1 protein-coding gene is annotated in these 684 nt (G+C 44.6%); it reads left to right on the top strand.

Annotated features, from left to right (window positions below):
• Positions 1 to 684 (top strand): hypothetical protein (locus HMPREF0044_RS07625; RefSeq protein ID WP_006547559.1); only part of this gene is annotated, 684 nt, incomplete at both ends.

The following is a 684-nucleotide window of genomic DNA, read 5'->3' as shown; positions in this document are numbered from 1 at the left end:
AATGCTGTCTTCTCAGCCAGCTGTTTCTGAGGATATTCAGGGTGTAACTCAGAAGGGTACTCCTACCTTTGCTTCTTCTGATCCTACGGTTAAGATCACGCCTGATTTTAAGTTGAAGGGTGAGGACGGTAATCCTGCTACTACTATTCCTGCGAAGGATACTGAGGGTAATGAGATTGGTACTTACACGGTTGTTCCTGCGACTGGTGAAGTAACTTTTGTGCCTAAGAAGGAATACACGGGTAAGGTTCCACCTGTGCCAGCAACTGTGATTGCTACTGCTTCTAATGGTGGTAAGGTTGAGGGTACTTATACTCCTAAGGTTGTTCCTGTAGTTCCTACTGCTGAGCCTAAGACTACTACTGATATTCAGGGTGCTACTCAAACTGTGGATGCAAGCTCTTTGTTTGCGGCAGGTAAGGCAACTGTGAACGGTAAGGAAAAGACTGTTCCTTTGAATCTTGATTCTTTGACTTTGCTTAATGAAGCTGGTCAGTCAGTTAAGACTTTGGAAGTTTCTAAGGCCGGTAAGGTAGTTGGTACTTACACTTTGGAAAATGGTGTGATTACTTTTGTTCCTGCTAAGGACTTTAGTGGTACTGCACCAGCGGTGGAAGTTCAGGTAGCGGATGCTAACGGCACTACTGTTAAAACTACTTACACTCCTGTAGTTGTTCCGGTTCA

Source organism: Gleimia coleocanis DSM 15436, assembly GCF_000159015.1.
GTDB lineage: Bacteria > Actinomycetota > Actinomycetes > Actinomycetales > Actinomycetaceae > Gleimia > Gleimia coleocanis.
Note: the sequence above shows the minus strand (reverse complement) of the source record. Positions and strands in the feature narration are given on the sequence as shown.